This is a genomic window from Pseudomonas sp. CCI4.2 (assembly GCF_034350045.1).
Lineage (GTDB): Bacteria > Pseudomonadota > Gammaproteobacteria > Pseudomonadales > Pseudomonadaceae > Aquipseudomonas.
Genome location: NZ_CP133781.1, coordinates 4,857,534 through 4,883,947 on the forward strand (window position 1 = coordinate 4,857,534; position 26,414 = coordinate 4,883,947).

Sequence of the window (26,414 nt, forward strand, 5' to 3'; positions counted from 1 at the left end):
CCTGACGTGTAAACTTATTCATGTTTGTAGAACATAGTTCAATTACGTTCATTTAATAGGCATGAATGCCAAATTAGACTGGCAGACAAACATGGAAACGCCATGACCGACCATCACCACCCTAACCACGAAGCGCCGGCGCACGATCATGGCTCGACAGGCCATCATCATCACCCTACGCCCCCTGCTGGCTTTGACAGCGCGTTTGCCATTGGTTCTGCAATCAATGCGGCGTTCGTCGCCGCCGAAGTGATCTTTGGGTTGACCGCGCATTCAGTGGCGCTATTAGCCGATGCGGCGCACAACCTGGGCGACGTTTTGGGGTTGCTTTTGGCGTGGTGGGCAGTCTGGCTGGGGCGTCGAGGCCCGACACTTAGCCGCACGTATGGCTACGGGCGCAGTTCGATTCTCGCCTCATTGACCAACGCCGTGGTGCTGCTGATCGGCGTGGGGGGCATCACCGTTGAAGCGGTTCGACGCCTGATCGAGGGCGTCCCCTCCGCAGACGTCGGCGGCGAAACGGTGATGGTCGTGGCCGCGATCGGCATCCTGGTAAACGGCGTCACCGCGCTATTGTTTGCCAGAGGCCGCAAAGGCGACCTGAACGTGAAAGGTGCATTTTTACACATGGCCTCGGACGCCGTAGTCTCGGCCGGTGTGGTGGTGTCGGGACTGATCCTGGTGTTAACCGGCTGGAGTTGGGTGGACCCCATTGTTAGTTTGTTGATCGCTGCGTTGATTCTGTATTCGACCTGGGGACTGCTGCGCGATAGCGTCAATCTGGCGTTGGACAAGGTGCCGGGGAACGTTGATATCGAACAGGTGCGAACCTACCTTGCCGCGCTGCCGGGCGTCACTGAGGTGCATGACCTGCATGTCTGGCCCTTGAGCACCACCGAAACCGCGCTCACCGCTCATCTGATTCGCCCCGAAGCCAAACACGAAGACGCTTTTCTGCACGATGCGTGTCAGGCACTTCGGGCGCGCTTCAACATCGGCCACTCAACGTTGCAGATCGAGACGGGCGATGTTGCCCGCCCCTGCCAACTGGCCCCGGCCCATGTTATTTAGCGCTTGGAAGGTCCCCATGAACGTGAGTGTTGTATATGCGCTTGCCGCGGCGGCTTTGTTCGGTGCAAGTACCCCACTGGCCAAATTGCTGGGTCTGGGAATCGATCCGCTGTTGCTGGCCGGGCTTTTGTACCTCGGCAGCGGTCTGGGGCTGGCCGTGACCCGAATGATCCATGACCGGGGCTGGCACGCCAGTGGCCTCACGCGCCAGGAATGGCCTTGGTTGATCGGCGCCATCGCCTTCGGCGGCGTGCTTGGGCCGGCGTTGCTGATGTTTGGACTGATGCGAACCGCTGGCGCGACGGCCTCGTTGATGCTGAATCTGGAGTCAGTCCTGACCGCGCTGCTGGCTTGGGTGGTCTTTAAAGAGAATGCTGACCGCCGAATCGTTGCCGGGATGATCGCGATTGTGCTCGGCGGTCTGGTGCTGTCGTGGTCGCAGCAAAACCAGGGGGCTCAGGACTGGCTCGGTCCAGGCGCCATCGCGCTGGCGTGTTTATGCTGGGCGATTGATAACAACTTGACCCGCAAAGTGTCGGCGTCCGACGCGTTGTTTGTGGCGGGCAGCAAAGGCTTGGTCGCCGGTCTGGTCAATTGTTCGCTGGCGTTGCTGCTTGGGTCTCGGTTGCCGGACCTGGCGCTGTTGGCCCCGACGCTGCTGGTGGGGTTTCTCGGCTACGGCGTCAGCTTGGTATTGTTTGTGCTCGCGCTGCGCGGGCTCGGCAGCGCACGCACTGGAGCTTACTTCTCGACGGCGCCTTTCCTCGGTGCAGCGATTTCGATGTTGCTGCTCAATGAGCCTGCCGCCCCGCTGTTCTGGGTGGCGTCGGCATTGATGGGGGTTGGGGTCTGGCTTCATCTCACCGAAAATCATGCGCATGTTCATCAGCACACATCACTTGAACATGGCCATCGTCACGTCCACGACGAGCATCATCAACATCAGCACGCATTTACTTGGGACAGCGCTGAGCCTCATAGCCATGATCATGCCCACGCGCCGCTGCAACATAGCCATTCCCACTTCCCGGACGTTCATCACCGTCATCGACATTGACGCTGCGCCCGCTGCGTTTATGGCCAGTAAAACCGTTAGTTTCGGTCCTTTGATCAATTACTGTCGCCTTGGTATACAGCTATCCGTTTACTGGCCGATAGCGTCTTTGCGCATGGGTTTATTGGCCTGATCGAAAGGATTCCCCCGCCGCGCGAAGATTTAGAAATATACCCCCATCCGGAGTAACTCGATGAACAGCTGGCTCTCGAACATCAGCGTCAATATCAAGCTGGCGTTGGGCTTCGGCCTGGTGCTGGTGCTGACCGCCGTTTTGGCGCTGATCAGCTGGACCAGCCTCGACGGACTCATAGATCACAGCGACCGGATGAGCAGTATTTCGGCCCTGAGCAACCAGTTGGCCAACCTGCGAGTTTCACGCTTGCAGTACATGATTGCCAACGGCGACGAGACCGTTGGCCAAACAGTACAGGTGGCCATTGATGGCTATAAAAGCCAGCAGCAGAAACTGCGAACAATGTTAAGCAGCCCCGAAGACGTAAAGCTACTCACCCAGTTGAGCGACGTCAGCAACAACTACGAAAGCGCGCTGGCAAAAATGCGCAATGCCTACAACGTTACCGCGCGCGCCCGGGCGCAGATGGGTGTCGACGCGGTGAAAGGCGCCGACATCATTGGCGGCATCATCACCACCGTGCTTCAGATGGCACCCGCCGATGAAGGCCGCTTCGAACAGTACCAAGCCATCATGAAAGCCAAGGAAGACTTGGCGCTGGTGCGCTATGAAGTACGCGGATACACGGCCAAGGTCACGGCCGAAACCGAACAAAAAGCCATGAACCAGCTGGAAGCGGCCATTGGTGGCCTTAAACCACTGAGTGAGATGTTCGGCAGCTCACAACCGGAAAAACTCAAACAGCTGGAAACCGCGCTGCTCAATTATCGAAACTCGGTACAGGCGTTCAAAGTTGCCAACAGCGATATCGTGTCCTCGCGCAAATCGCTGGGTGAGCAAGGTATCCTCATCCTCAGCCTGAACGACGAACTGTACAAACTTCAGACCAGCTTGCGCGATCAGGACAGTGCTCAGTCACGCACCCTGCAAATCGGCGCCACCCTGCTGGCGTTAATCATCGGGACCTTGGCGGCAGTGATCATCACCCGTCAAATTACCGTTCCGTTGCAACAGACACTGGCCGTGATCGAGCGCATCGCATTGGGCGATCTGTCTCACAGCCCGGCCGTGACCCGCCGCGACGAACTGGGCGTGTTGCAACAAGGCATCCAGCGCATGGGCAGCACCTTGCGCGCACTGATCCGTGGAATTCATGAGGGCGTAACGCAAATCGCCAGCGCCGCTGACGCGTTGTCTACGGCGACCCAGCAGACCAGCGCTGGGGTTAACAGCCAGAAAATCGAAACCGATCAAGTGGCAACGGCCATGCATGAAATGTCGGCCACGGTTCAAGAAGTGGCGCGCAACGCCGAACAAGCTTCAAACGCGGCTTCAGCCGCTGACAAGCAAGCCCGCGAAGGCGACAAGGTGGTAGGCGAGGCGATTGCGCAGATCGAGCGCCTGGCAGCTGAAGTGGTTCGCTCCAGCGAGGCCATGAATGGGCTTCAGCTGGAAAGCAATAAGATCGGCAAAGTCATGGACGTGATCAAGGCCGTGGCCGAACAAACTAACTTACTGGCCCTCAACGCCGCCATCGAAGCGGCACGTGCCGGCGAAGCCGGTCGCGGGTTTGCCGTGGTCGCGGACGAAGTACGGGGCCTTGCGCAACGGACGCAAAAATCCACCGAAGAAATCGAAGCCTTGGTCGCCGGCCTGCAAAACGGCACACAACAGGTCTCAAGCATCATGCTCAGCAGCCGCAACCTGACTGACAGCAGCGTGGCCTTGACCCGAAAAGCCGGCGCCTCACTGGACAGCATCACTCAAACGGTGTCGAGTATTCAGGCGATGAACCAGCAGATCGCCGCTGCCGCTGAGCAGCAAAGCGCAGTGGCCGACGAAATCAGTCGCAGCATCATTAATGTCCGCGATGCTTCCGAGCAAACCGCAGCGGCCAGTGGTGAAACCGCTGCCTCCAGCGTTGAATTGGCACGCCTGGGCACTCAATTACAAACGCTGGTCAGCCGCTTCCGCATGTAAGCCACGGACCAGCGCAGTGCGGCGGCAATGTGCCGTAGCACTGCGGTGTCTGTCGGGTCGCAATAAACATTAGCAACCTACCATTGCACTCATGGGCCCTAAACCGGCATGCTCAGTTTCAGCTGTTGGCCTGCTTGGCAACCTGACTGCCTGATTTGATCAGATGTGCCCGGAGCCTCGTCGGTAATGACCCAAACCAGCCCGCTGGAAAACCCCGCTGTCAGCACTAAATTGTCGTCACTTGAATTCCGTGGGATGGTCGCGATTCTGCTGTCCATTGCCTTGGCGACTCTCGATACCGCTATCGCCAACACCGCGTTGCCCGCCATCGCCGCCGACCTGAATGCGTCGCCTGCGGCCTCGGTGTGGGTGATCAATGCCTATCAACTCGCCGCCGTCGCCACGCTGCTGCCGCTGGCTGCATTGGGTGGGATCATCGGCCATCGCCGGGTGTTCCTCGGCGGACTGATGCTGTTCATCGTGGCCTCGGCGCTATGTACGTTGTCCTGGTCGTTGCCGACATTGACCATCGCTCGCGTGCTTCAAGGCCTGGGTGCCGCTGCGATCATGAGCGTCAATGCGGCCTTGATCAGCTCAATTTTTTCCCCGCAACGTCTGGGTCGAGGGTTGGGTATGAATGCACTGGTGGTGGGTTCGTCTTTCGCCGCCGGCCCCACCGTGGCGTCTCTAGTGTTGTCGGTGGCGCACTGGCCGTGGTTGTTCGCGATCAACTTGCCTATCGGCCTATTCGCCTTGTATTTCGCCTGGTCTGCGTTGCCCGTCACCAAACTCAGCGGCCTGCCATTTGATCGCATCACCGCGATTTTGAACGTGATCGCTTTTGGCGCGTTGATCTTCGCCCTGAGTCAGGCCGCGCAACTGGGCCCGATGACCAGCGTGATAATCGCCTTGGTCATCTTTGTGGTCGCCGGGGCGTTCATGCTGCGGCGCGAGGCCGAGCATCCGGCGCCCATGTTTCCACTGGATTTGCTCAAGCGGCCGCTATTTGCCCTGTCGGCGTTAACGGCGGTCTGCTCGTTCGCGACCCAAGGCCTGGCGTTTGTGTCGCTGCCGTTCTTCTTCGAAAACGTCTTGGGACGCGACCCGGTGCAGACCGGCTTTTTGATGACGCCATGGTCAGTGGTAGTTGCCGTGATTGCGCCCTTTGCCGGGCGTTTGTCAGACCGTTATCCACCCGGTCTGTTGGGCGGCATCGGCTTGGCCGTGCTGTGTGGCGGGATGATTTCGTTGACCCAACTACCGAGCAATCCCGACGCGTGGGACATCGGCATTCGCATGGTCATCTGTGGTCTGGGCTTCGGCTTTTTCCAGGCGCCGAACCAAAAAGCCCTGCTCACCAGCGCCCCGCCTGAACGCAGCAGCGGCGCCAGCGGCACCATCGCAACGGCCCGCTTGATCGGCCAAGCCACCGGAGCGGCATTGGTGGCCCTGAGCTACGGAATTTCCGGCGAACACGGCCCGGTGCTCGCCCTGACCATCGGCGCGTGCTTCGCTGCAGTGGGCAGTGTTGCCAGCGGCTTACGCTTGATCACGCCCAATACGGTTAGCAAGCATATTGGGAAGTGAGGGTCGGATGTGGGCAGGCAAATCTGAGCCAACTTGATGGCGAGGCTTTATCTCTAGATTCCGTGGGCCGAATTTATTCGGGAATGGATTTCACATTCAACATCATCTGCGTCTGGCACCACGCTTCCCGACTGAAATTGGTTTCACAGATGTCGTTGTTTGCACATTTGTAGCTGCCGAAGGCTGCGATCAGGTCTTCAGTGCCTACTCTTTCGTGTCTGCCAACACTCCGTTGGCTTGCCAACGAAAGCGTCATTGCAGGTAACCCGAGGTTTGAGGTCGATATCAGCGGCGTGACTATGGGCCTCTTCGCAGGCAAGCCTGCTCCCACAATGAAATCCCAGAGCCGTTCCGGCTTCGCAGCCTTCGGCAGCTCCGTGTATGTTGCCCGGTGTTTGCTGCGACAATTCGGTCCCACGGACTCTGGCGCTGCACAGGTCTCTGTAGCTGCGCAAGGCTGCGATCAGATTTCAGTGCCTACTCTTCCGTGTCTGCCAAAAGTCTCTGTGGGCTTGCCCACGAAAGCGTCATTGCAGGTAACCCGAGGTTTGAGGTCGATATCAGCGGCGTGACTACGGGCCTCTTCGCAGGCAAGCCTGCTCCCACAGTGTCTGCGGCTGCTTGTTATCAACCGTGCCAATGAAACCCAAGAGCCGTACCGGCTTCGCCAACAAGTTGGCTAAAAATTGCGTCGGCTGGCTTTTTTTTAATGCGATGACACATAGATAGAAGGGCTGGTCGGGGCTGGCAGTGCGTAGGTGCGTTTCATCCATTGCACCTCTGCTTGGGGTGGTCGGCCGAAGAAGCGTTTGAACTCCCGGCTGAACTGGGAGGCGCTTTCATAGCCGACGCTGAATCCGGCGATGGCCGCCGTCATGTCGTTGCGTAGCATCAACAGCCGTGCTTGGTGCAGGCGAGTGGACTTCAGGTATTGCATCGGTGACGTGTCAGTCACGGTTCGAAAATGCAGGTGAAAGCTCGGCACGCTCATGCCCGCGACTTTCGCCAGGCACTCGACGTCCAGCGGCTCTGGATAACTGGCGTGAATCCGCCGAATCGCCTTGGTGATTTTGCCAAATTGCCCTTGGCGGTTGAGCGCCGCGCGCATGGATCCGCCCTGCTCGCCACCGATGATTCGGTAGTAAATTTCCCGAACCAACGCCGGTCCGAGAATCAACGCGTCGACCGGTTCGCTCATGACTTCTAGAAAGCGCAGCACCGAGTCGCTCAACTTGTCGTCCATTGGCGAGGAATACATGCCCTTGGGGACCGCCGTTGGCACGCCTTCGCGCTCGCCGACTTGAAGCATCAGCTCGGCGGCCAGTTTGAAATCCAGACGCAGGTACACCGCCAGCATGGGTTCTTCTTCGCTGGCATCAGTTTCCATCGTGAACGGGACCGGCACTGACACCACCAGATAATGCTGCGCGTCGTAGATGTAAACCTCGTCCCCCCAATACCCGCGCTTGCGCCCGTGACAAAGAATCACAATGCCAGGGTCATACAACACTGGTGTGCGGGTCAGCGGCCGATTGGACCGAAGAAAGCGAACGTCATCCAATGGCGTCAGGTTGTAACCTTCCATCGGCGCCAGCCGCTCCATCAACTCAATGGTGCGCCGCGTCTTGAATAGCTCGTAGTCCATGGGCATCTCAGAGTGTGCGATGGGCACCGGGTCAGCCATCGGTCGACAGGCTCAGCGCTTCCCATGCATCAATGTCTTCAGCCATCTGCTTCAATTTTGTCCTGACCAGCGCCAAGGCATCACTGCCCAACAATAAGTGTGCGGGGGGAGCCGGGCTGGCAATCAATTGCAGCAGTGCCAACGCAGCTTTTTGTGGATCGCCGAGCTGCTTGCCGCTTCTTTCTTCACGGCCTTTTCGCACAGGATCGAAGGACTCATCGTAGTCCTGAATACTTCTCGGACTTCTCTGCATCGAGCGCCCCGCCCAATCAGTGCGGAACGAGCCGGGGGCGACTGCGGTGACAAATACGTTAAACGGTTTAAGTTCTTTACTCAGCGTGTCAGAGATACCTTCCAACGCGAATTTGCTGGCGCAATAGTAAGAAATTCCCGGCATCGTGATGAAGCCACCCATGGACGTGATGTTGATGACATGGCCCGCCCTGCGCTGACGAAAATACGGGACGAAGGCCTTGGTTATCGCCACCGCACCAAACACATTGACCTCAAACTGCTGACGCATTTCTTCAATCGGCGATTCTTCGAAAATACCTTCATGGCCGTAACCGGCGTTATTGACCAGTACGTCCACAGGGCCAAATTCAGCCTCTGCCTTGGCGACGATATCGTCAATCGCTGCGAAGTCGGTGACGTCCAACACATAAGCGTGCGCACGCTCCGGGGACTGGGCCTGGAAACTCAACAACGCTTCGCTGTTACGAACAGTACCGATGACGTGGTGCCCGGCAGCGAGGGCTTGCGTCGCCAACGCGCGGCCTAAACCGCTGCTGACGCCGGTAATAAAAATTGTTTTGACAGGGGTCATGATAGGGCTCTCGATCAGTGATTCAGTGTCGTTATCCTGAGACCAAACTCTAGGCGTGCTAAGACTGAATCATCTGCGATGATTGCCTATTCCTATTAAATTCAATAGCCCCAGCTCGACAGCCGCGCTGTCGTGCGGCATACCCAAATTCCTGTAGAAACCAACTTGCTGGCGTGGAGCTTGATGCGTGCATCAGCTAAAACGCCTCGCGAACAAGTTCGCTCCTACAGCGCTCGTCAAGGGGTTAACGGCGAACCCGGCGACGCGGGGTTCGCCACAGGGGATGGTGATACGACGGGAGCTGGCCGACGCGGTTTAAACAATTCCCGCGAACGGCGTATACGGCTCGCCAAGGTGCTGTTCTCGTGCAAGTTGTCGTAGTGGAACACGGCCGTCGCGCGCACTGCATTGGGGTCTGCGGGCAGGTTGGTGTGCAGCGAACGGTAACCCCAGAACAGATACAGATCTCCCGGTAACATGCGGATCTGGGTGAACTTCTCGTCGCCGTCGGCGTAGTTTTTCTTCAACCAGCGCTGGGTCCAGCGATTATCGACGAGCATTTTGTCGATCAGGTTGAAGAAATAATTGCGCCGTAGCGGGCGATGATTGCGCAACATGAGCAAGTCGCCAGGGTCGGTTTTTTCGGGCATACAGACGGGCATAATCGTGGTCAGCACGAACGAGTCGTAATGAAAAATCATCGACTCACGCTGCCCACCCTCACCAATCAGACAGCGCAACACTTGATGCAGCCCCCGCTCGACGGGCTGTCGCCCGGTGGCAGCGGTAACAATCCGCTGGCACAAATCAATGAACACCGGCGAGCTACCCCATGCGTGCAGCAGTGAACCGGATACGGCTTCCTGGCCAGTCAAGGCAACGTAGCGGTTGCCCGCAGCGCCCACCGCGTCCATCACCAGGTTCTTCAACTCAACCAACTGGTCGTTAGTCGCCCATCCAGGCAGCACTGCATAGCCTTCTTTGTTGATGGACTCGACAAGGGTTTTAATTCGAACATCCGAAAACGAAGTGTATTGCATATGTGTGCGCCTCTGGGTGCATCGCCAGTGTTTTCGATAATGGCCAATAATGCATAGCTGTATTGCGCAACTAAGAAGGCAAAAACAGATTAGCAGCACCTACAAAACGCACAACCCCTTCAGCAATAATTTTACTAAATTTAGCGTTGTATATTTTTGCACATTTTTGTACATGCTAGTACAAAACACCCACATCAATAACTATACGACCGCACCTGTTAGATTAAACTAACTAACTCAGTCTCTACTTTATTACATGTGTTACACCTGCCTAACAGTTAACTGACACACCGCCGGACAGTGATGAAGCGTTATAACTTCCTTACTAAACTACGCCCAACTTCCTCCCTACCTATCGGCAACGATCTACAACACAAACCGCTGCACCATCGCATTCAAATCCATCGCCAACATCGACAACGCATCGCTGGCGACGGTCGTCTGCTGGGCGCCCGAGGCGGTTTGGGCAGACAGGTCGCGGATGCTGCTGAGGTTTCGATCCACTTCGTGGGCGACGTGTGCCTGCTGTTCGGCCGCACTGGCGATGAGCAGGTTGCGGTCGCTGATGGTCGAGGTCGCCGTGATGATCACCGCCAGTGCGTTACCCGCAGCGGCGGCTTGATCTAACGTGACGTTTGCCTGGGTAGCTGTCAGGCGCAGGGCTTGGGCAGTGGCTTGGGTGCTTTTCTGCACGTCGTTGATCAAGCCCTCAATTTCAGTGGTAGACGCGCTGGTGCGTTGTGCCAGGGAGCGCACTTCGTCAGCGACTACCGCGAAACCGCGACCGGCTTCCCCTGCCCGAGCAGCCTCGATGGCTGCGTTGAGCGCGAGCAGATTGGTTTGATTGGCCACGGCGCGAATCACATCGAGAATTTTGCCGATGCTCAATGTGCGCTCGGCTAGGCCTTCGGCCTCATGCGACGAATCCAGCACATTGCCGGTTAATTGTTTGATGGATGCAATGGTGTCATGCAGCCGCAGCTGTCCCTGAACCGCCGCATCGCTGGAGGCCTGAGACTCCCCGGAGGTGCTGCTGGCATTGCCCGCCACCTGCACCGCCGCTTGACTCATCTGGTTGACCGCGACGGCAGCTTGTTCAATTTCACCGTTTTGCAGGTGCAGGTTGTGTGCGCTGGCTTGAGCGATGGAACCCATTTCCTGAACCGATTGCGCCAGTTGCGTTGCGGCCGCGCCAATCTGCGCGATGGTGCCGTGAAGGTTGCTGCGCATCCGCCCGAGCATGCTGAGCAGTTGGGCGGTTTCATCTTTGCCATCAGGTATCATCTGCGGGCTCAGGTCGCCCTCGGCAATGGTGCTGGCGATGTGCAACGCGTGACGCACGGGACGGATGATGCTGACACTCAGGCGCCAGGCCAGCAGCAAGGTCAGCACCAGCGCGAGAATGATCGCACTCAGCGCTATAAACCGCGCCTGACGATAACTTTTGCCCGCAGCCTCCACCGTTTTCGCCGCGCTTTGCTTGTTGAGTTCTCGCAGCAGTTGCACTTGCATGTCCATCAAATCGCCTTGCATCGACAACGTGGTGTTGACCAGCATCCGGGCGTCATTGATTTTTCGTTGTTCAATGAGGGACGTTTCATCATGCAAGCCCGGAATGAACGCTTTATAGGCGTCCTGCAAGGCCAGGATGGAATCATGTTCGGTGCTGTCGGTTACGCGAGCCAGGTAGTCGTGGAAGCCTTTTTCAACTTCATTTTTCAGCTGCTCAACGTTGATTTTGCTGGTAATGACCGCGCTTGGGTCGTCGGCATTGGCGACCAGATTGGCCGTCTCGGCACGCAGTTTGACCAAATCGATGGCGATGGCATCGGCCATGGCGATGCTGGGCAATGCCCCGCTTTCAATGGCTTCACCTTGTTTGCGGATGTCCTGCATTTGCCACAGGCAAAACGCCCCCACGGCCACTAACAGCGCTGCGGTGACGCCAAAACAACCGACCAAGCGCTGGGAGATTTTAAAACGTCGCAGCATGGTCGTTTCAGAACGTGGGCTTAAAACCCGAGGCCAGAATCTGTTCACTGCTGATTACGCCTCTTAATCGACTAGATTGGAGACGCATGTATAAGGCTGTTGTGTGATGACTTTATGACATCAGGAAAAAATTTCTCTCATGCGCTGTATTGATCCGCTAGCCTGGCCTTCCTGCTGGAAAAGTCGCCAGCAGCATGCACCCCAGATTGATAAACGAAGGTCTACTGGCATCCTTTATTTGGCGCCGGTAGGTGCGCGCAATTACGCCTCGATCACCTGCAAGTCAAATGAATAACACCTAACTAAAGTTTCATGTTTGTTCGGGACGTGCGTCATTGAACTGTCATACGGATAACTTTTACTGGGCCCAATTACTGACCGCTCAGATTCAATGTAGTTCGGTTAATGAACGTATTCGATCTGAATACCCGACCGTTACGCTCAGCGGCAGATTGAATATCCCTGTATACGAGACCCATGATGATCAAGAAAATAACCAGGCCAGTAGTCGGCGTTTTACTGGGCGGCGTGATGCTATCTGCGCATGCAGATTTTATTGACGACAGCCACGCCGACTTGACACTGCTTAACCGCTACCTTAATCAAGAGGGCCGTGATGTAGTAGGCAGTACGGCCAAGGCCAAGAGCTACCGCGATTGGGGGCAAGGTTTCCAGTTCAACTTCAAATCTGGCTACACCGAAGGCGCAGTTGGATTCGGTCTCGACCTGGAAGCATTTTATGGGGTGAAACTTGATTCGGGCGGCGACTTAAACAATAAAGACCATCAAAGTAATTACCCCGGCAGTATGTTTCCATTGGAAGACGGTAAGTCAGCCAATGACTTCAGCGTCTTGAGCCCGACCTTTAAAATGCGCTTTCTCAAAGATGAACTGCGCGTCGGCATGCTCAACCAGAACAACCCGATGCTGGCCAACACCGATGGTCGGTTGTATCACCAGACCAACACCGGCACGCAACTGGTATCCAAGGACCTGTCGGACTTCACCTTCACCGGTGGTGACATCATTCTGACGAAGATCCGTAACGAGACTAACGACAGCGACATGACCACCGGGGGCGGTGCGAAACTCAGCAACCGCTTCCTTTACGGCGGCGCGGATTATGCGGGTATAGCCAACACCACGATTAGCCTGTGGTATTCCAATTTAGAGGATTACTACCAACAGGCGTTCATCGGTGCCAAACACACCGACCAATTGCCGGTCGGCAGCCTGCTCAGCGACTTCCGTGCCTACCGCAGCTTAGGCGTCGGCGGCAACGCTGACGGCGACACTGATTACGCCACTGCCGGTTCCTACAACGGCGGCTTGAGCAAAGGCCGGATCAACCAGTCGACCTTCAGTCTGATGGAAAGCTACAGCCTGATGGGTCATACCATCGGCATCGGCGCGCAAAAGAACACCGGAAACAGTGACTTTCCGTACCTGGATTCAGGCTTGAACAGCGGCGATGCCCGCCAAGGGCCTGGGGCTGGCGCCGATACACCGGCACTGACCAACCTCCAGTTGAATAAATTCCAACATGCGGGCGAGCAAACCTGGCTTGCCCAGTACAAATATGATTTCGGCCGGTTGGGGATCAACGGCTTGGGCTTCGCCGCGACCTACGGGTATGGCGATCAGATAAAGGTTGCCAAGGGCGGCAACAGCGAGTGGGAACGTGACTTGGCGTTAAGTTACCTGGTCCCAGAGGGCAAGCTGAAAGGACTGGGCGTGACTTGGAAAAACGCGATGGCCAACCCCAGCATGATCGGTCAGACCCACCAGGATGAAAACCGCTTCTACGTCAGTTATGTAGTGCCTTTGTGGTAGGCGTTCGCCTGATCTGACTTAAGCGTAACGACGTCAAAAGCCAGCCCCACGCAAGATGCGGGCTGGCTTTTTTTTGAATTGCAATAAGTACTTCTTTAGAGATTCGTCGAATTCAAATCCCGTGGCCGTTACCCCATACTCAGGAGCGCGAAAAGGCTTAATTGTTCGCCGCCAGGAAAACCCACGGACCTGCACCCATGAAAACCTGCTGATGCTGCCTTCCCCAGTCAAACCCCACGTTCATCCGGCGCTTCTGCACGCGCAGAAGTGGCGCGGTCGCATTGGGCTCGTGCTGGTCGCCTGCCTGTCGATATTGGCGGGCATGACTGACGCCATCGGTTTCATGGCCTCGGGGGATTTCGTCTCGTTCATGAGCGGCAACACCACGCGGCTGGCGGTGGCCATCAGTAACGGCGATCTTGGCCTGACACTACGTCTGACGTTGCTGGTTGCGACCTTTATTGCCAGCAACACGCTGGGCATCGTCGTCAGCCGGATGACCGGTCGGCGCACGCTTCCCCTGCTGCTGTGTATTGCGGCGTTGCTGTGCGCGTCTGCCGCGTGGCCATTTGATAACCAGCTTCCGGCGCTGTTGGGTGCCATCACGGCCATGGGCATGCTCAACGCTGCCGTCGAAGAGGTAAACGGGTTCCCGGTCGGGCTGACCTATGTTACCGGTGCGCTGTCCCGATTTGGTCGAGGTCTGGGCCGTTGGCTGCTGGGCGAACGAAGAAATGGCTGGCGGGTTCAGTTGATTCCCTGGACCGGTATGTTCGTCGGCGCAGTGATCGGTGCTTTGCTTGAACAGCACTTAGGTCTGAAGGCTTTATTTGCCAGCGGCGCGCTTTCTGCCATTCTTGGGGTTGCCTCGTTAAAAATCCCTCGTCGCTGGCAGCTGGCGTACATGCCTAAATAACGGCATTGGCAGTCACGCCGCACGCGCCCGAATAAACGCTCTTAGAAAGCAGACACCATGATCCCAGCCGAACAGCGTCACCAGACCGCGCTAGAAACCTTCCTCAATGAGCGCCCTGCCCTTCGCGAAGAACTCGATCATCTGAACCCCTTAGCTGCACAGGCCAAGGGCGAAACCATGGCGCAGTACCGCGACGAGCGCCTGCATGAAGCCTTTGAAGCGCAAGCCGAACGGTTGGGCTTTTTTGCCTGGGAACTGACACTGAAACTGACGGCCACGTCTGATGAAGAATTCCAGGCGCAACGCCTTGAAGTACACAAGGAAGTCGCTGAGATGGCCGGCATGACCTGGGCCGACTACTGCAAGGAACACGGGATTGACGACGGCATCGTTCGGGGTTGAAGGCCAGACAACCACCGCAAACCCGCCCCTCACCGGCAAGTGTTACAGTCGGCACTTTTCAAAATAAGGAAAGACCATGCGGATGTTGATTGGCGCCCTAACCCTGGTATTACTGGCAGGCTGTGTGTCGCCGAGCATGGACAGCGCCCGAACCACAACGCCGGCCAAGACCTTTACTTCTGAGAAGAAAGAAGACCTTGTTGCCCAATGCATTCAATTTGCCTGGCAGGACGAGTTAATGTTCGGCGTTGAAGCCGACGCGTACTTGAAGCCGGGCACTAAAGGCGGCTTCATGGTCTATACCCGTAGCGCCGAGTATTTCGTTGACGTGCAGAGCGCCGCCTCTGGTACGACGGTTAATTACTTTGTAGCTAAAGGCGATGCACTGGCCGAGCGTCGATTGGCCTCGCTGGCGACCTGCCTGTAATCCTTCCGGTCGGCTGAGCCGTCCTTCTGAACGAGGGTGAATGTCATGGATTTAAATTTACGAAATAAATCTGCACTGGTGTCCGGTTCAACCAAAGGCATTGGCTTCGCCATCGTTTCTGGATTGGCCCGTGAAGGTGCCAGCGTCATTCTCAACGGTCGCTCTCAAGCTTCGGTGGACGAGGCGCTGGGCAGACTACGTGAGCGGGATCCCAATGCGGACGCCCAAGGGTTTGCGGGTGATCTGTCTGACCCGCAACAGATCAAGCGGTTGCTTGAGCAATTCCCGGAAGTCGACATTCTGGTCAACAACCTCGGGATTTTTGATCCAAAGCCGTTTGAAGACATTTGCGACGAAGAATGGGAGCGGTTCTTCAATACCAACGTGATGTCCGGCGTACGCCTGTCGCGGGCCTATCTGCCGAAGATGAAAGCCAAAAACTGGGGCCGCGTGGTCTTTATCAGCAGCGAAAGCGGGGTGCAGATCCCGGTGGAGATGATTCACTACGGCGTCACCAAAACCGCTCAACTCGGTTTGTCCCGTGGTTTGGCGGAAAGCTGTGCTGGCACGGGCGTTACCGTAAATGCCGTGTTGCCTGGCCCTACCAGTTCAGAAGGCGTCAGCGAGTTCGTGAACAAACTGTCGGGGGGCCAACCGTTCGCCGAGTTCGAAAAAGAATTCTTTGAAAAAGCACGCCCCACCTCCCTTCTCAAGCGTTTCACCACGCCCGAAGAGGTCGCCAACATGGTGATCTATGTGTGCTCGCAAGCGTCGTCAGCCACCAATGGCGCGGCGTTACGAGTCGACGGCGGCGTGGTCAAATCGGCGTTTTAAGCACCGGCGACGGCGGTACGACATCACCGTAACGAGGGCGTCCTTAAGACGCCCATTTACACGTCGTCTTCACTCAGCTTTTTGGGTGAGGGAAGTTCACTGAGTATTCCTGCGAGATCGTGCCACGGATGCTGGCGTTTTTCGTCGCTAAAACTGCAGCTAAGGTCGTGCTTAAACGGCTCGTCTGCCAGCCAGATGTTTTGCAACCGCTGACAATCGGTGCATTGCAAATGATCGAAAACCACTGCCCAACGTTGGCGCCACGTCATCATGTTGCGGCTTAGCTCAAGCCCCTGACTCAGGTGCGTTTCAACCCAGACGGTTGGCTCTGTTTGTATCGCCGTAAAGTGTATTTCTGCGCCGTCGTTTATTTCACTGCCCATTGAAAGCTCCTTTTCCCCGAAGGACATCCAACGTTAACAAAAGGCTCAGAGAGCAAGCCCGTAGAAGGGCTTGCACACGGCTTATTCGCTTTCGAACTCGACAGCGGCGCCCATACCCAAATCAGCGCCCGTCATGGGGTCGCTGCTCAGGTCAGACGCGGTACGCAACTTCATCGCTTCAACCGCATCCATTTCGGCATCACTGACATTACCTGATGCCGATCCGTCGCCACCGTCGACCGCCGGTTGCGGGTTTTCAACAAACTCCCACTCTGGGCCTTCGTTCCAGGGCCCGCGCAGGGCTTGGCCCTGAGACATTTTGAAGTAGACGTTGGCAAATGCTGGATCGCCCGGAAGCTTGCCTTGGGGGAAGTTGGGTTGTATCGAGTGCAGGGCTTTTTCAAACGACAACTGGTGGGCGATTTCCCGTGTCATCAAAAACGTGAGGGTATCTTTGATACCGGCATCGTCGGTTACGTTGATCAAACGCTCATACAGAATTTTTGCCCGGGCTTCTGCTGCAATATTTGACCGGAGGTCGGCCGTAGGCTCACCGACGGTATCGATATAAGCGCCAGACCAAGGCACGCCTGCGGAGTTTACGAAGGCCGGACCGCCACCGTAGAGAATTTGAGTGACATGGGAATCGTTGCCTGGACCCGTCAACGAACGGTAGAGCGTGGCTTCTTCATCGGCGCCTTCTGCCAACATCCCTTTGGCGCCTTTGTTGAGCATCATCACTAGCGAGCCAATGATTTCAAGGTGACTGAGTTCTTCGGTGGCAATGTCGAAAAACATATCCTTGCGAGCCGGATCGTCTTCGCCAACCGCTTGTGAAAAGTAGCGGCATGCGGCCGCGAGTTCACCTTGTGGACCGCCAAACTGTTCAAGAAGAAGGTTGGCCAATCCGGGATTAGGTTCTGCTACACGAACCGTATATTGCAGGCGCTTATTGTGAATAAACATGTGGTTTTCCTCACTTTCTAGTAGGCCATCGCGGCTAAACACGAGAGTCATGGTCAGACGACTCATAGAAAGTGACGAAAAAAAATACACAGCCGTTCCGGTCCATTCGATGAGCGGTGCACCCCTCAAACGCTAGCGCCCATATGACAACCAATTAGATATCTATCATCAACAAATACATTCAAATGAATTCATTTAGAGGTCACCACACGCTCCAGGTCAATAAGCGATGAAGTGCTATCGGCTTTGATGGAGGCCGGCGCGTGCGCAGGCTCGATTGAAACGATAAAGCCGGTTGCCCACCACATGGCAACAAGCCACACAAAACCGATAACCAGAAACAGGACCAGTAATCGTTTTACGTTCATGAGCCTCACTCGGTTGAGCTCTCACTGCGAGCGACGATCAATTTAGGTACAACTTAGTTCAATTTCGTTCGGTCCGCTGAATATCACCGGGGTCAGACGCGGGCTGCGATTGTGCCAAAGGCTGTCGGTAAGACCGAAGCCAGGCGGTGACGCGTTCGGTCTTGTGCATGGCGGGCTGTTCGACCCATTTAAAGGTGGCGGCGCACAGTGTTATCAGCACGGGTGTGATCGCCACGATCAACGACCAATAAACAAAGGGCGACAACATTTTTACTGAGTCAATGCCGATGACGAAGGTCATCGTGGAAAACAACACAAGCCCATGCAACAGATAGATGCTGTAGGCCATTTCCCCTAGCGTTCGCGACACTTTGCTGGTCAGCACGCCAAACAGGTTGTTGCCGCAAGCGATGAGGCAAAACGCGACGATGAGCAGAAACAGAGGGACCGTCATATTTGATCGTCCCGTATTCAACGTCACAACTAGCACCAGACACATCAGCACTAACAAGGACGCGCGTTTGCAGGTGGCAAATTCCTTGAAGCGCTCCACTCGAATGATCAGCGCCGCCGCAAGTCCTCCGGCGAAGGGATATACCATCAGTACCCGCAGGTGCAGCAGTTTCATAACCGCGTACAAAACAACGGCAATCACAACATAGCGCCACACCGGCTGCCGACCAATACCCAGCGCCAGCAGTGGCAATGCCAAATAGAACAGCCACTCGTACGGAAGCGACCACACGACACCCGCGACAATCAGCGACGTGTTCGCCACGCCGTTGAGATCCGGCTCACCTAAAGCGGAGAAGCTAAGCCACTGAACGACGCCTTTAAGGAGTGGTAATAGCGGCTCCCGGAGGGTCCAGTTCGACAGGTAAAACACGACAATAAACAGCAGCACCATTACCAGCAGGTACAGCGGCGCCAGCCTCAATACTCTGGAGACATAAAGCCGGCCCCAATCTACAGGCTTGGTCTTAGCGTCCAGTAATTTAGAAAAGAATAGAAAACCGGTGATCATAAAGAACAGAAAGACGCTGGTTTGTCCGAAGTTCGTGTACAGGTTTGACGGAGGCAAATCCCAGCTATGGGATTGCGCGTAAAAGTACCAAATACACGAATGGTGCAAGAACACGAAAAACGCCAAATAACCCCGCAGACCATCGATTGACGCATATCGACCTCGGACAGGGGTGACGCCAATCCATTTTGCCAGTAGGCCGGCTGTTGCCAATGCGACGCACACCGCTACTATTGCTGGGAGGAAACTGACCGGACTCATGGGACATCCCCTATTATTTGAATTTTCGCGCATTGTTACATAGTCGCGCGCACGGAGATAAGTCAAATAAGACCCGTTTTATTGGTCAAAATCCACTAAACACATCGTTTTCAAGTCCTCTCATCACCCGTCGCAACTACTCCAAGTGTTTGGATTTCCACCCCACGCTTCACTTAAAACAATGAGATTCCTCATTATTTTTAAACTGCATTACCCTCAAACCCCCCGGAGCAACGTATGCGTCCGGCAAAGTCATCTATCGAAGCCTTTTTGAACCCGAATGCCAACTATTTCAGCAGAGCGGGCCATTTTCGAGGTACCTACTTCCGCTCCTTACGGTTCGGAAATTCAATACCTCACCGTCAAATGGGATGAGCAATCGCTTAGCGACATTCGCGCGCTCTGCCGCCATTGCTAGCTCTTCGCGGGACACCGGACAATGATTAAGGGCCTCCAAATGGTTTGCAATGACCCTGCCAGCAACCGACCGTGTGTACTCGATGACTTCTTCAACCCCCATGATTATCTCGCTACCGACATCCAGACACGCACCTCCGGCAGGAACCACCGAAACCGCAGGCTGATGGAGAGCCACAAACCGTCGAACCTGGTCGGTGAGTACCGTATCGCCGGCCAGGTATAGGGTGGGCTCTCCCTCTATCTCGATGAAATACCCGACACCATGTTCCATGAGTCGACCGACAAGCCCCCGCCCATGGGTGCATGTAACAGTTCTGATCTTGCCGCCGAGAAATGGCTGCGGACAGTGATGATTGTCTGGCAATGATGCGACGTTCAATCCGCGCCGGATCAAGTACCTGGCATCATGCGGCGTACAGATCACTGGGATTTGTTTCTCACGCAACCATTTTATTGCTGCCCGATCCAGATGATCGAAGTGGCCTTTCTGGCAGTGCGTTATCAAACAGTGCGTGATCGACTCGAGCAGCAACTTTGTAGTCGCTGGTAACGGCACCGTTGGATTGCGCTGCCTATTGCTGAAGACCTTTAGAGAGGGATATGCACCCCGCTTTCCCAGCATAGGATCGACAATGACTCGACAAGGGCCGATCTCAAGCACGATTGTTGCACTTCTAAGTTGATGAATCCGCATTACTAACCTCTGGAAAGTCCATTTAATCGGGGCTAAGGGCTTTGTCGCCGGCTGGGAAGAAGTCAGCGAGCCTTGCCTTTGGCTATGCAATATGAGTTGACGAACGTTGCAGTGTGCTGCAAAGACTGACGTATATCCGGTTTGGCTATTCCATGGCTGTTGGCAAATTGCTCGACCGCCGCTGTATCAAAACGAGTGGTCTGGATAAAGTCCAAGGCTTCGGCGTTTGTATTCAAAAACCGCGCGACGGGAGGAATACTCAGTAGCAACTTCAGCAATCGGAGCGAAATGAAATGCTTGGGAGGCTTTAAGCCAACGGGTTGTGCCACCTGTACCAGGAGTTCTCGCAAGTTGGGCGTTTGGTCATCAAGCGCCAGCAGTTCCTGGCCCACCATGGCAGGATCAAAAGCACAAACCGCCACCAGCTCAACCAGGTAATCCACGGTGACCAACGGCAACCAGTGCTCGGCGGTACCGGGCACTGCAGTCAGCTTTCCCTGCACAAGGTTGCGTATCAGCTCCACCAGCGGTTGACCGTCAAGGATATGCCCCGTGCGGCTGTGGCCACAAACCGTCGCGGGGTGGACAACGGTAATCTCCCCGCCCTTGGCCGACATGACCTCCAGGGTTGCAAAATGCGCCTCCAGCTTGCTCCCCTCGTAACCACCGACATGCCCGTAGACGGCAGGCCAATTGGTCTGCTCCGGATAACGAGGATCAATTCCGATGCGTTGCAGATGTTCATGATTTTTCAGCATGTAGCCGCCGATCATCACTAACCGGCTTTTTTGTTCAGCCGCCAACAGCGCCACGCGCTTTGCCCCTTCTACATTCACCGCACGTGAATGCTCCGATGAAAGCCCCCAAGCGAAGTGGACGCCCAGGTGGAATACGACTCTGGCGTGCCTTAGCACTTCTCTGTCAGCAAGGCTCAGCCCGAGGTTGTCCCGCTCCAGATCGCCAGCTACGGCAAATACCCGGGTTGCGTTCCCTCCCAAATCGTCGACTTGCTCCCGCAGTGCAGCTAGTCGCTCTGGGCGACGCATCAACACCCTAATGGTGTGACCTTTTGCACTCAGGTGCGCCACCAAATGTTGACCGATGAAGCCGGTACCCCCCGTGACAAAGCACTCGACGCGCATTTCCCTGCTCCTTGGTAAGGTGAGAAATCAAGCGTAAACTGTCGACCCAACTCTATAGTCAAGCGGTGTTTTCATGAAAATCGGCGAACTTGAGGCCCGCAGCGGCGCCAGCCGCCATACGCTGCGTTACTACGAGCAAATCGGCCTGATCTCACCGCTGCGGCGACCTAACAACTATCGCGTTTACACCGCGCAAACCCTGCAGGATCTGGACTTTATCCAGCGCGCGCAAAGCATGGGGTTTTCCCTGGGGGAAATAGGCGAGATTCTGGATGCGCAGCGGAACAAGCTGATCGATTGTGCTGACGGCGCTAAGCTAATTGAAAAGAAGATGGTAGAAATCAGACAGAAAATCGCCAATTTCCAAAGCATTTATCGGTATTTGGATGAAGAGCGTGCAAACCTCGAAGCCAGTGCTGCCAAGCAACTTGAGCTTCAGCAGCTGAACAACTCTTCCAACTGAACTGTCAGCCAGCCTGCTTACAGCTTCTGCCGGTCAAATCACGAGGACCGCACCCCTCGGGTAAGCGTCTGTCCAACTCAACTTGCGTAAGTCAGGAAGGCACCCACTGATGCGGCAGCAACTCGTAAATCTCACTCGCACACTGCGTCGACAAGCGCTTGAGAACGTCCTGCCCGGCGAGCAAACTAGATGCGCTCTTCCCGCTCCGTTCTCGCCAACTTCTTTTCCCTATTGGTGGGCCACTTGAACTTGTCGTAACGCTTTCGCATGACACGCGCAGGGGCGTGCGCCGAATTTTCGGAACCGATTAATGCTGCATTAGTGAGGAATCGACTGGAGCCACCATCCCGATAAGTTGGTCAAGCTTCCAGCCGAGATCTCCGTTCTCGTCTAAGTAGATGAATAATTTCGTCATAGAAAGCTGAGTAAGGAAGTGGGCGGTGCAATCCCTAGGGCCGACGCTCTTCCAGAGCGCTTACGATACAAATCATGCTTCGCGGTTTGCCTAGGATTTACTTGCACCGGATGAGAAGGGTATGAATCCATGGTCACATGTCAACAAGTTGTTGATTAATTCGCTTGGGTTGTGCTGGGTGCACATTTTTTATAAAAAACGCTAGCTGCTTGGTGCGCCGAATTTAGCAGGGCTGGCCAACCTACTTTGACGGTGCCACGCGGGTGCGGGATTTCGAGACAGATGGTCGCTGAAGTGATATCTGATCGTGAGGCTGACGACTGTAATGCCAGCGGAATGAAGGCCGGTTGCACGGCAACACTTGTCTGCGATTGCAGTCGAATCCATTTATGGACGAGGTTTGCGTTGATGCTGTGGCTGAGTGCGACGCTGGCAATCGAAGCGCCGGGCTGGGCGCACTCTAGAATGACCTGAATCTTGAAGGATTTGGAGTAAGAACGACGTGGTGGCTGCATGCGATACCCGCTTAAAAGGCTAGAACTGGTGTTCACTTAAATTTAGGTGGACACCATCGCCTTTGGCATCGGGATCAGAAAGGTGTGTTGGCCGGACCATACCGAACGCTCATCCTTCTCCTTGATGTAATGCACCAGTAAAATCTCCCCTAATGAGCCAAAGTGGACAGTGTGCTAATGAACCTATCCCTGACTCTTAATCCGGTTGGGACTCTGTTTGGCTTCTCATCTTGCTCCAGTTGAACGAACGCTAACGTTCGACTCCCTTTGGTTGCATATCCTACAAACCAACCGTACCCGCGAGACTCATCGCTTACGCCGCTTGTGTCACAGGGATAAGTGGTACCTGTCTTACCGTGGATCTCCCATCCATCAGGATGAGTTTCAAGGAGCGATATGCGGGAGGTCAAGATGAAGGCTTTCTCACTCACAGGCAATTCTCGCCTAGCGATTTTCTCTTGAAAGTGGAGCTGTTCGATGGGGGAGATTTTTAACGAGGAGCTGATCCAAGCCCTATCAAGTCCATTTGACGCCCCAGGATCACCGGAAAGATCGGCATTACCGAATCCGAACAATCTAGCGTAATGCTCGACTTGGGCAATCCCCAATGCATGGGTTACTCGCTGCGAGTACCAAACTACCGAGTATTTTATCCAGCGTTCAGGATCGGTGGGTTGAAGCCAGTTAGGGCCTCCCCAATCAGGATCTCCCGGCTTATAGGTCAGCGCAGGGCTGTGTCGATCATGAAGAAAACCAGAATCAAACCCCATTAGGCTAAGCGCCAGTTTGAATGTGGAGGCAGGTGACAATCGGGCCGAGCACTCACCACGCTGATAAAGGATGGCGGACATATTCACATCGCTGATCAGAGTACAAATATGGCCCGCCTCTACACCACCCACCATCCCAACCCAAAGACTAACCACCATGCCCAGCCTCCGTACTGCCATACAGTTGAATCCTTGAGATCTAGTAAGCCATAGAGACTACATTCATGAACTTCCACATGGCAAACGGATGCGGATGTCGCTCCTCTCGCACATTGCATACAGCCCCGGGCTGGAATTAGATAGGTGTGTCCGCCGTCCGCTTACTGAGTAATTGCATGGACTTGACCACCCATTTGCATTCGACTTGACCAGTGCACATGAGCTCCATGACTGGCTAGACTCGACCTAAAGCAAACGGTGGCGCCAGGCAAAAATCGGCCGATTGTGTTGAAAAAGTCGGTCCGGCCAGATTGCCCATGCATCAAGCGGTGAAAATGCCTTTTTTGCACGCTGCTACACCAAATCTGAGCCCTGAACCTTCTGCTTAAAGTTCAGATTTCAATCTCAGACGCGTAATTTTCTGCCGTGGAAACCGAAGCCGACTTTTTCAACAGAATCGGCCAAAAGCGGTCAGTGGCTAGGCGAAATTTAGATCTTGATCGCTGCTGGTTGCGTGCAAGTGTTGAAGCTGATGCCTAATTCACCCACGTGCTGACACAAGACTGGCCCACCTCCAAATCTGCACAAATCCAGCAAAGGCTATTGTTCGCGAGGAACAGACTGGATCAGTGACATTTCGACAAATGGGTCAATTCGGCGTTGGTGCCGACAAACATGAACTTCATCAGCTCCTCCACAACATCGACAACCCGGTCGTACGTGACGATGGTTTCATGCGCCCGGCTTCGTCGAACTCAAGGAAGGCTTTTGGCACGGATGATTGATTATCGTGACCATGCCCATCCAACGACCATGTTTGTGATGCAGGCAATTACATTCGCGCCTTGGTTTAAGCCGGACACGACCCGATGGCTCATCGCCCCCGCGCGCTCTGTGTTCGCTGCCGGATTGTTTCTCGTGCCATGGGCGTCTGATTTTAAATTGATGCTAGTCGTGATCGGTGCGGTTGCGGCCAGTGCTGGCATTTTGTCGCCGATACTTACCTATTGGATCTCAGCCAAGGCCGGAAGCGCGCAGGGCTGGGAACTCGGCAAGCAGACGGCAGCGTTCAGTCTTGGGACAACCCTGGGATCGGCTGCGGATGGAATCCTCTACAGCACTGTCTTTCTCCCTGGTGCCTATTTCGTCTTGAGCGCGAGCCTCGCAATGCTGGGCTTTCTGTTAAGCCTCGGGTTGCCACGTTTATTTATGACTTCCAGTCCATGCTCTCGCCCTTATCCGTTAGATACAGCACGAAAAGTGAAGATTAGTAAGGCATAAAAGTCCGGATTTTCCCGCAAAAAATGGATAGTCGAACCACGAAGGCAAGGGGCGCTCACACCACGGAACTCCGTTAAGCCTCGCCCCAAAAGCCATCTCAGTATTTTCGCACCTACCGTGGGGCAGATCGCTATGGCGTGTACATGCCGTGATCATTTAATATATACCCCCCTATAGTATTTTTTGATTTCAAGGTGCAATCATGGGTCACACCATTAAGGACAAGAAAAAGCTATTGAACCGTGTCAGTCGTATTCGTGGTCAGCTCGAAGCTATCGAGCGTGCGCTACACGAGGAGCGTGATTGCATTGAGGTACTACAGCAAATCACCAGTTGCCGGGGGGCCATGAATGGCCTCTTGACTGTGGTGTTGGAGGACCATATCCGCACGCATTTGATTGACGCGGATTTTGCTGACGGCAAGGAGCCGAATGATGCCAAAGAGCAACTGATCGAAATCGTCCGCAGCTACTTCAAGTGAAATCAATATGAACAACCTGTACGAAGCACCGTTCAATGTCGGTCATGACCACGTCTTTCTAGGCGCTGGCCATGAAAAAAATGAGCGCAAGACATGGGCTGTGATTGTACTGTGCACGGCCATGATGTTGGCCGAGATCATCGGTGGGAACCTGTACGGTTCGCTGGCACTGGTCGCAGACGGCCTGCATATGTCCACACACGCCGGTGCTATGTTGATCGCTGCACTGGCCTACACCTATGCGCGTAAACACGCCAATGATCGGCGGTTCGTGTTTGGTACGGGCAAGCTCGGTGATCTAGCGGGTTTCACCAGCGCCATCATTCTCGCGATGATCGCCTTACTGATAGGCTACGAAGCCGTTTCCCGTTTCCTGTCCCCGGTCCCCATCCATTTCAGCGAAGCCATACCGATTGCTGTCGTTGGCTTGGCGGTGAATATTGCCAGTGCCTGGCTGCTGAGCGGTGCAGATCATGGACATGACCACGGGCACAGCCATGGACACAGTCATGGGCATGCCGGAGGCGATGAACATGACGACCATCATGAAGAGATGCAGCGTATTGTCACTTCTGATGGGGTGTTCGAGCTGTCCATTTTCGAAGAAGGTGTTCCACCGGTATTTCGCTTCTCCAGCGAAGGCTCAGCCCCCTCGCTCTCGCCAAGCGATGTCACGGTTACGACGATACGGTCGGACGGATCTCGGCAAGTCTTTAACTTTCAGCAGAAAGCCGGCTTTCTGGAATCCACCAGCGACATTCCGGAGCCACATGGTTTCAAGGTAGCCGTTGCCCTGCCGTCTGGTGAGCAGATCGTCGAATTCGCGGAGCATGCTCACGACGACCATGAAGTGGATAGCCGTGATCACAATATGCGAGCGGCTTACATTCACGTTATCGCGGACGCGGCCGTGTCGGTAATGGCCATCGTCGGCCTGCTGCTGGCCCAGGCATTTGGCTGGCTGTGGATGGATCCGCTTGCCGGTATCGTTGGGGCGCTCGTGATAGCCAACTGGTCCTATGGACTGATACGCCAGACCGGTGCGATCTTGGTAGATGCCAGTGCAGACACTCGAATTGAAGGCAAGATCAGGACGGTCATCGACGAGGCCGGTGACAAACTGGCGGACTTGCATGTTTGGCGGCTGGGCCCTGGGCATCTCGGAGCGGTGGTTTCGGTCGTCACACGCGAGCCAAATCGGACCTCGCAGTTTTACCATCAGCATCTTGCCCAATTCAAAGGGTTATCCCATCTCACCGTTGAAGTGCATCCGGAAACGAAGGTCTGAGC

General features: G+C 55.3%; 26 protein-coding genes and 3 pseudogenes. 15 read left to right on the forward strand and 14 right to left on the reverse strand.

Translation table 11 applies throughout. From position 1 onward, the window contains the following. The first annotated feature begins 102 nt into the window (after positions 1-102). The 5 genes and pseudogenes from RHM65_RS21985 to RHM65_RS22000 all read left to right on the forward strand — a co-directional run bounded on the left by RHM65_RS21985 (position 103) and on the right by RHM65_RS22000 (position 5,828). Positions 103-1,071: a cation diffusion facilitator family transporter gene (locus RHM65_RS21985; RefSeq protein WP_322168818.1), complete on the forward strand. Its 969-nt coding sequence runs from the start codon at positions 103-105 to the stop codon at positions 1,069-1,071. Positions 1,072-1,087: 16 nt separating this feature from the next. Next, positions 1,088-2,128 carry a DMT family transporter gene (locus RHM65_RS21990; RefSeq protein ID WP_322168815.1) on the forward strand — a complete coding sequence of 347 codons (1,041 nt, stop codon included), beginning with the start codon at positions 1,088-1,090 and terminating at the stop codon, positions 2,126-2,128. A gap of 190 nt (positions 2,129-2,318) precedes the next feature. After that, positions 2,319-3,383 (forward strand): annotated as a pseudogene (locus RHM65_RS25525) (methyl-accepting chemotaxis protein); the annotation flags it as partial. Beyond that, positions 3,378-4,241, forward strand: coding sequence for a methyl-accepting chemotaxis protein (locus RHM65_RS25530; RefSeq protein WP_416194790.1), 864 nt, complete (start codon positions 3,378-3,380; stop codon positions 4,239-4,241). The pseudogene RHM65_RS25525 and the gene RHM65_RS25530, both read left to right, overlap by 6 nt. A gap of 255 nt (positions 4,242-4,496) precedes the next feature. Further along, positions 4,497-5,828: an MFS transporter gene (locus RHM65_RS22000; RefSeq protein WP_322170844.1), complete on the forward strand. Its 1,332-nt coding sequence runs from the start codon at positions 4,497-4,499 to the stop codon at positions 5,826-5,828. A gap of 706 nt (positions 5,829-6,534) precedes the next feature. On the opposite strand, the gene RHM65_RS22005 is transcribed toward RHM65_RS22000, so the two are convergent. Then, positions 6,535-7,389: an AraC family transcriptional regulator gene (locus tag RHM65_RS22005; protein ID WP_369124693.1), complete on the reverse strand. Its 855-nt coding sequence runs from the start codon at positions 7,387-7,389 to the stop codon at positions 6,535-6,537. On the opposite strand from RHM65_RS22005, the gene RHM65_RS25535 reads away from it, so the two are divergent. After that, on the forward strand, positions 7,330-7,461 hold the full coding sequence (locus RHM65_RS25535) for a hypothetical protein (RefSeq protein WP_369124694.1): 132 nt from the start codon (positions 7,330-7,332) through the stop codon (positions 7,459-7,461). The two genes, RHM65_RS22005 and RHM65_RS25535, sit on opposite strands and share 60 nt — an antisense overlap. Positions 7,462-7,504: 43 nt before the next feature. Here the strand turns inward: RHM65_RS25535 and RHM65_RS22010 are convergent, their stop codons facing one another. The 4 genes and pseudogenes from RHM65_RS22010 to RHM65_RS25545 form a co-directional block, all read right to left on the reverse strand. Beyond that, positions 7,505-8,338 (reverse strand): oxidoreductase, encoded by an 834-nt coding sequence (locus RHM65_RS22010; RefSeq protein WP_322168804.1) that lies wholly within the window; start codon positions 8,336-8,338, stop codon positions 7,505-7,507. Positions 8,339-8,574: 236 nt separating this feature from the next. Then, the gene (locus tag RHM65_RS22015; RefSeq protein ID WP_322168801.1) at positions 8,575-9,378 is read right to left on the reverse strand and encodes a hypothetical protein; all 804 of its coding nucleotides are present in this window, start codon (positions 9,376-9,378) and stop codon (positions 8,575-8,577) included. Positions 9,379-9,744: 366 nt separating this feature from the next. After that, entirely contained in the window at positions 9,745-10,620 is an 876-nt protein-coding gene (locus RHM65_RS25540; RefSeq protein ID WP_416195146.1) for a methyl-accepting chemotaxis protein, read from the reverse strand. Beyond that, positions 10,603-11,370, reverse strand: a pseudogene (locus tag RHM65_RS25545) (MCP four helix bundle domain-containing protein); the annotation flags it as partial. The gene RHM65_RS25540 and the pseudogene RHM65_RS25545, both read right to left, overlap by 18 nt. A gap of 480 nt (positions 11,371-11,850) precedes the next feature. Here RHM65_RS25545 and RHM65_RS22025 point away from each other — a divergent pair. The 5 genes from RHM65_RS22025 to RHM65_RS22045 all read left to right on the forward strand — a co-directional run bounded on the left by RHM65_RS22025 (position 11,851) and on the right by RHM65_RS22045 (position 15,782). Then, positions 11,851-13,203 (forward strand): OprD family outer membrane porin, encoded by a 1,353-nt coding sequence (locus RHM65_RS22025; RefSeq protein WP_322168795.1) that lies wholly within the window; start codon positions 11,851-11,853, stop codon positions 13,201-13,203. 211 nt (positions 13,204-13,414) lie between these two features. Next, positions 13,415-14,119, forward strand: a complete 705-nt coding sequence (locus RHM65_RS22030; protein WP_322168792.1) for a YoaK family protein — start codon at positions 13,415-13,417, stop codon at positions 14,117-14,119. 57 nt (positions 14,120-14,176) lie between these two features. Continuing rightward, entirely contained in the window at positions 14,177-14,521 is a 345-nt protein-coding gene (locus RHM65_RS22035) for a DUF6388 family protein (RefSeq protein WP_322168789.1), read from the forward strand. A 76-nt stretch (positions 14,522-14,597) separates the two neighbouring features. Next, positions 14,598-14,948 (forward strand): hypothetical protein, encoded by a 351-nt coding sequence (locus tag RHM65_RS22040; protein WP_322168786.1) that lies wholly within the window; start codon positions 14,598-14,600, stop codon positions 14,946-14,948. Positions 14,949-14,993: 45 nt separating this feature from the next. Continuing rightward, a complete protein-coding gene (locus RHM65_RS22045; RefSeq protein WP_322168783.1) occupies positions 14,994-15,782 on the forward strand; it encodes an SDR family oxidoreductase in 789 nt (262 codons plus the stop codon). 56 nt (positions 15,783-15,838) lie between these two features. Here RHM65_RS22045 and RHM65_RS22050 read toward each other — a convergent pair whose 3' ends face one another. From RHM65_RS22050 to RHM65_RS22075, 6 genes are all read right to left on the reverse strand, one after another. Beyond that, positions 15,839-16,165, reverse strand: coding sequence for a hypothetical protein (locus RHM65_RS22050; RefSeq protein ID WP_322168780.1), 327 nt, complete (start codon positions 16,163-16,165; stop codon positions 15,839-15,841). Positions 16,166-16,246: 81 nt separating this feature from the next. Further along, positions 16,247-17,131 (reverse strand): manganese catalase family protein, encoded by an 885-nt coding sequence (locus RHM65_RS22055; protein WP_322168777.1) that lies wholly within the window; start codon positions 17,129-17,131, stop codon positions 16,247-16,249. 191 nt (positions 17,132-17,322) lie between these two features. Further along, the gene (locus RHM65_RS22060) at positions 17,323-17,499 is read right to left on the reverse strand and encodes a hypothetical protein (RefSeq protein ID WP_322168774.1); all 177 of its coding nucleotides are present in this window, start codon (positions 17,497-17,499) and stop codon (positions 17,323-17,325) included. A gap of 58 nt (positions 17,500-17,557) precedes the next feature. Next, positions 17,558-18,784, reverse strand: a complete 1,227-nt coding sequence (locus RHM65_RS22065; protein WP_322168771.1) for an acyltransferase — start codon at positions 18,782-18,784, stop codon at positions 17,558-17,560. 292 nt (positions 18,785-19,076) lie between these two features. Further along, the gene (locus RHM65_RS22070) at positions 19,077-19,898 is read right to left on the reverse strand and encodes an MBL fold metallo-hydrolase (protein WP_322168769.1); all 822 of its coding nucleotides are present in this window, start codon (positions 19,896-19,898) and stop codon (positions 19,077-19,079) included. 62 nt (positions 19,899-19,960) lie between these two features. After that, positions 19,961-21,040: an SDR family oxidoreductase gene (locus RHM65_RS22075; protein ID WP_322168767.1), complete on the reverse strand. Its 1,080-nt coding sequence runs from the start codon at positions 21,038-21,040 to the stop codon at positions 19,961-19,963. Between the two features lie 73 nt (positions 21,041-21,113). Here RHM65_RS22075 and RHM65_RS22080 point away from each other — a divergent pair, with 73 nt between their 5' ends. Continuing rightward, a complete protein-coding gene (locus tag RHM65_RS22080) occupies positions 21,114-21,503 on the forward strand; it encodes a MerR family transcriptional regulator (protein WP_322168764.1) in 390 nt (129 codons plus the stop codon). 570 nt (positions 21,504-22,073) lie between these two features. Here RHM65_RS22080 and tnpA read toward each other — a convergent pair. The 3 genes and pseudogenes from tnpA to RHM65_RS22095 form a co-directional block, all read right to left on the reverse strand. Continuing rightward, a complete protein-coding gene (tnpA, locus tag RHM65_RS22085; protein ID WP_322168761.1) occupies positions 22,074-22,433 on the reverse strand; it encodes an IS66-like element accessory protein TnpA in 360 nt (119 codons plus the stop codon). Positions 22,434-22,582: 149 nt separating this feature from the next. After that, entirely contained in the window at positions 22,583-23,362 is a 780-nt protein-coding gene (gene blaOXA / locus RHM65_RS22090; RefSeq protein WP_322183983.1) for a class D beta-lactamase, read from the reverse strand. Between the two features lie 677 nt (positions 23,363-24,039). Beyond that, a pseudogene (locus RHM65_RS22095) lies at positions 24,040-24,149 on the reverse strand (arsenical resistance protein ArsH); the annotation flags it as partial. A gap of 32 nt (positions 24,150-24,181) precedes the next feature. Here RHM65_RS22095 and RHM65_RS22100 point away from each other — a divergent pair. The 3 genes from RHM65_RS22100 (at position 24,182) to dmeF (ending at position 26,412) form a co-directional block, all read left to right on the forward strand. Then, complete coding sequence (locus RHM65_RS22100; RefSeq protein WP_322183985.1) at positions 24,182-24,643, forward strand: hypothetical protein; 462 nt, start codon at positions 24,182-24,184, stop codon at positions 24,641-24,643. 202 nt (positions 24,644-24,845) lie between these two features. Further along, positions 24,846-25,124 carry a metal/formaldehyde-sensitive transcriptional repressor gene (locus RHM65_RS22105; RefSeq protein WP_322183987.1) on the forward strand — a complete coding sequence of 93 codons (279 nt, stop codon included), beginning with the start codon at positions 24,846-24,848 and terminating at the stop codon, positions 25,122-25,124. Positions 25,125-25,131: 7 nt separating this feature from the next. Continuing rightward, a complete protein-coding gene (gene dmeF / locus RHM65_RS22110; RefSeq protein WP_322183989.1) occupies positions 25,132-26,412 on the forward strand; it encodes a CDF family Co(II)/Ni(II) efflux transporter DmeF in 1,281 nt (426 codons plus the stop codon). Positions 26,413-26,414 lie beyond the last annotated feature (2 nt).